Here is a 4,469-nt window from a genome sequence, read left to right as displayed (position 1 = left end):
CCAGCTGGGTGCGGTCGCAGCCGAGCGAGAGGGCCAGGCTCTCCATGCTGAAAAGGAAGCCCAGCATCGCCGCCACCTGCCGGACCGTGGCGTCCTCGTCGGTGAACGCCGTCGGCAGCAGCGTGCAGTAGTGCGCGTACCCCGCCTTGGCGAACGACTCGATCCAGGGCGGAAGCACCGGCTCGCTCGTACGGTAGAAGGCGAGCAGCCGCCGCACCCGGCGCAGCACCTCCGGCGCGCCGTCGACGCTGCGTTCGGCCGAGAGCACCTCAAGGGCGCGGACGCCCAGCTCGTCGGCGAGGCGTCGGCTGCCCAGGTACAGCGTCGCGTCCTCGACGGCTTCGAGGACGGTCGCCGCGGTGGCCCGCGGGTCGTAGGCGGTGCGGCGCAGGCGCTGCTCCAGGACCTGCTCGATGCTGACGCCCTCATAGCCGAGCTCGATGAGCGCGCGCTGGTGGGTGCCCAGTGCCAGGTCCCAGGACTCCTGGATCGACCGCTCGCCCAGCTTGCGCTCACCCATGATGGGGCGGGCGGCGCCGTGCGGCAGCAGCCGGCGCAGCATCCACAGCACGTCGGAGCACGCCTCGAGCTCCGGCCGCCCGGCGATGTCCAGCAGCGCCCGCCGGACACCGCGCTTGTCCAGCGGCAGATTCAGCGGAGCGAGCCGGTCGTGCACGTCACGGGCCAGGGGCGGCAGCGACTCGTAGCCGACCTGCCCGATCCGGTCGCCGCCCATCATGATCTCCACGAGCCGGCGCACATCGCGCTTGCCCGGCACCGCGTCCTTCTCGATGCAGGTGACGGCCGCGTCCTGGAAGTCGTAGGGCGTGGGCCTGGCCCGGTCGCGCATCCCGGCCAGCAGGATCGACGTCTCGAACACCGCGATGGAGTCGGCGGTGGAGGCGAGATAGCCGTTGCGCCGGGCGGCGCGCACGATGTCCACCGACCAGCCGAGCAGTTCGGCCTCGTCGAGCCGGTCAAGGACGGGCGGCTGGCGCAGGAAGCCGGTCAGCTGGTCCGAGGGCGGCTCCGGGGGTGCGGCCGTGGTCGCGGGTGCGGTGGGCGCGGCTGCGGCCGTGATCGCGGGTGCGGTGGGTGCCACCGCCGTGCTCTTCTTCGCCTTGGGCTTCTTCACCCCCGCCTGCCCGGCCAGGCGGTACGGCTCCACGCGGGTGCGGCGGAGGTTCTTGGCCCAGACCGTCGCCGCGATGGAGACCGAGCCCGCGGCGAGGCCGAACTGCGCCTCGATCGCCGCGTGGCTCGAGGGGATCAGGCCGTGCTGCCAGGTGGTGGCGGTACGCGGGCTGATCTCGAAGGTGTCGGTGCCGTGCACGCCGAACTCGGCGACCCGGCTCGCCGCGTGGAACGCGCCGCACACATAGAGGCAGTCGGCGGGGTCCGTGCCGGTCGCGGCCAGGTGCCGGCGCATCCTGGTCCACATGTACCGCTCGCGGTCCTCGTCGACGCGCACCCGGTGCGGGTCGCCGGGCGCGAGGCGCCGGAAGAGGCTGCCGATCAGCAGCATGACCTGGCGGTAGGTGTCGTGGTCGGCGTCGCCGAGCGGCAGCTCCACGTACTGGTGCCACCACTCCGACCAGTGCCGCACCCGGCCGTGGCGCAGCAGGTGTTCCTCCAGGGCCGCGAAGCGCGGACGCAGGTCGCCGATCTCCACGCCGACCGCGTCCCCGTGCAGCGCGGCCTCCTCGTCGGCGGGCGGCGCGTCCGGGTCGGCCGTGCCGTCCGCGTCACCGGGGGCGGCGCCGCGCGTGTCCCACTGGAAGACGTGGTCCGAGGAACGGTCGACCAGGATCAGTTCGACGCCGGGGGTGTCCAGGGCGTAGGCGATCGCCTGGTACTCGGCCGAGGCCTCGGTGATGGGGGCGACCACCGACAGCGGCGCCCACTCGACGGGGAAGCCGTCGATGTCGGTGGCGAACGACTGCACCGCCACCGGCAGGCGGCAGTTGCGCAGCTCCGTCAGGAGCGGGGCCATGTCCTCGCACAGCTCCACGTACACCACCTTCGGCTGCTTCTGGCGCAGGCGGCGGGCCATGGCGAGGGCCGAGGCGGGGGAGTGGTGGCAGACGGGGAAGATCTCCAGCGGTTCACGGACCGCCCGGTCGACGTCGTCGACGAGGCCGAGGAGGATCTTCTCAAGGACGCCGGACCCGCCTCCGGCGAACGCCGCGGCGGCCTCCTGCAACTGTGCGCGCAGGGCCTCGAAGGTGCCTTCGCCCCCGCCGGAACCAGTGCGGGTGGTGTCCGGAAGAGGGGTGGTGTCCGGAAGGCGGGCGGTGTCCCGCAGCGGGCCGCTCATGACAGGGTGGCGATCGCGTCGCGGCCGCCTTCGAGGAACTCGGGCCAGGAGCCGCCCTGTTCCTTGCTGCGCGGTTCGACGACACCGTGCAGGTACTTGTTGAGGATGGCCAGGTCCTCGGGCTCGCGGCGGGCCAGCGACCCGACGAGCGAGGTGGCCAGGGTGCGGGCGGTCAGGGCGCGCTCACCGAAGAAGTTGCTGTGCAGGATCGCGTCTTCGAGAACGCCGATCTGCTCGGCGGTGGAGAGCGCGGACTCCAGCTTCTCGTCGTCGCTCGCGGCAGCGGCGGCCGAGGCGCGCAGATCGGAGAAGCTCTCCAGGAGTACGTCGAGCAGGGTCGGCGGCACGTCCAGGTCGATCTGGTGGCGGCGCAGCAGCTCCTCGGTGCGGAAGCGGACGATCTCCGTCTCGCTCTTCTTGTTCGTCACCACCGGGATGCGGACGAAGTTGAAGCGGCGCTTGAGCGCGGAGGACAGGTCGTTGACGCCCCGGTCGCGGCTGTTGGCGGTGGCGATGACCGAGAAGCCGGGCTTGGCGAAGACGATGTTGTCGCTGTCCGCGTCGCTGCCCAGCTCCGGCACGGAGATGTACTTCTCGGAGAGGATCGAGATCAGCGCGTCCTGGACGTCGCTGGTCGAGCGGGTGAGCTCCTCGAAGCGGCCGATGGTGCCGGTCTCCATCGCGGTCATGATCGGGGAGGGGATCATCGACTCCCGTGACTGGCCCTTGGCGATCACCATGGACACGTTCCAGGAGTACTTGATGTGGTCCTCGGTGGTGCCCGCGGTGCCCTGGACGACCTGCGTGGAGTTGCGGCTGATCGCCGCCGAGAGCAGCTCGGCCAGCCAGCTCTTGCCGGTGCCGGGGTCGCCGATGAGCAGCAGGCCGCGGTCGGAGGCCAGCGTGACGATGGAGCGCTCGACGAAGCTGCGGTCGCCGAACCACTTCTGCGCGATCTTCCGGTCGAGGCCGTCGGCGCGCTCGGAGCCGAGCACGAACAGGCGGACCATCTTGGGCGAGAGCCGCCAGGAGAAGGGCTTGGGACCGTCGTCCACGGACTCCAGCCAGTCCAGCTCCTCGGCGTACTTGAGCTCGGCGGGGGCGCGCAGCAGTTCGGACATGGCAAAGCCTTCCTTGGAGGTGTGCGTAAACGTGCGGAAGAGAGAAGCGGAAGAGAGAAGCGGAAGAGAGAAGCGGAAGAGAGAAAGGGGGGCGGGTGGGCTCAGGTGAGGAACGACTTCAGCTCGTGCACGAGCTTCTTGATGTGCCCGGAGAGCACCGGGGTGCCCAGGTCCTTGAAGCGTTCGCGGAACCACGGGTTGACGCTGCCGCGCCCGGAGCTGTTCACCGACCCGACCGGTATGAACTTGGCGCCCGAGCGGTGAATGGCGGCCATGGAGTCGAAGAGCGGCTCCGTCTGCCATTCGTAGAAGTCGGAGATCCACACCACGACCGTGTTGCGTGGCTCGGCGATCTTCGGCTGGGCCAGCGCCATGGCGACCGTGCCGTCGGTGCCGCCGCCGAGGTTGGTGCGCAGGAGCGTCTCGAAGGGGTCGTGCACCCAGGGCGTGAGGTCGAGCGCCTGGGTGTCGTACGCGATGAGGTGGACGTCCACCTTCGGCAGCCCGGCGAAGATCGACGCCAGGATGGTGCAGTTCACCATCGAGTCGACCATCGAGCCCGACTGGTCGACGACGACGATCAGCCGCTGGGGCGTGGTCTTGCGGGCGGTGTGCCGGTAGTACAGGCGGTCTACGTAGAGCCGCTCCTCCTCCGGGCTCCAGTTGGTGAGGTTCTTCCAGATGGTGCGGTCGAGGTCGAGGTTGCGGAAGACGCGCTTGGGCGGCACCGAGCGGTCGAGCGCGCCCACCGATGCCTTCTCCACCTGGGTGCGCAGCACCTCGGCGACCTCGTCGACGAAGCGGCGGATCAGCGACTTGGCATTGGCCAGGGCGATGCCCGAGAGGTTGTCCTTGTCCCGCAGGAGCTGCTCGATCAGCGACATGCTCGGGGTGAGGCGGGCGGCGAGCGCGGGATCGGCGAGGACCTCGCGCAGGTGCATGCGCTTGACCAGGTCGGCCTCAAGGGCCCCCAGCTCCGGGCCGATCGCGGGGATCAGCTTGTCGAGATCCGGCGCCGTGCCCCGGCCGCC

3 protein-coding genes are annotated in these 4,469 nt (G+C 70.6%); all 3 read right to left on the bottom strand.

What is annotated here, in order from left to right:
* Positions 1–2,317, bottom strand: a 2,317-nt coding sequence (locus tag AB8Z36_RS31260; RefSeq protein ID WP_369216758.1) for a hypothetical protein, incomplete at its 3' end; no start/stop codon positions are given.
* Positions 2,314–3,438 (bottom strand): ATP-binding protein, encoded by a 1,125-nt coding sequence (locus AB8Z36_RS31255; RefSeq protein ID WP_369216757.1) that lies wholly within the window; start codon positions 3,436–3,438, stop codon positions 2,314–2,316. The genes AB8Z36_RS31260 and AB8Z36_RS31255, both read right to left, overlap by 4 nt.
* Positions 3,439–3,539: 101 nt before the next feature.
* Positions 3,540–4,469: VWA domain-containing protein (locus tag AB8Z36_RS31250; protein WP_369216756.1), on the bottom strand; the 930-nt coding region annotated here is incomplete at its 5' end.

This window comes from Streptomyces flavofungini, from assembly GCF_041028215.1.
Taxonomy (GTDB): Bacteria; Actinomycetota; Actinomycetes; order Streptomycetales; family Streptomycetaceae; genus Streptomyces; species Streptomyces flavofungini_B.
Note: the sequence above shows the minus strand (reverse complement) of the source record. Positions and strands in the feature narration are given on the sequence as shown.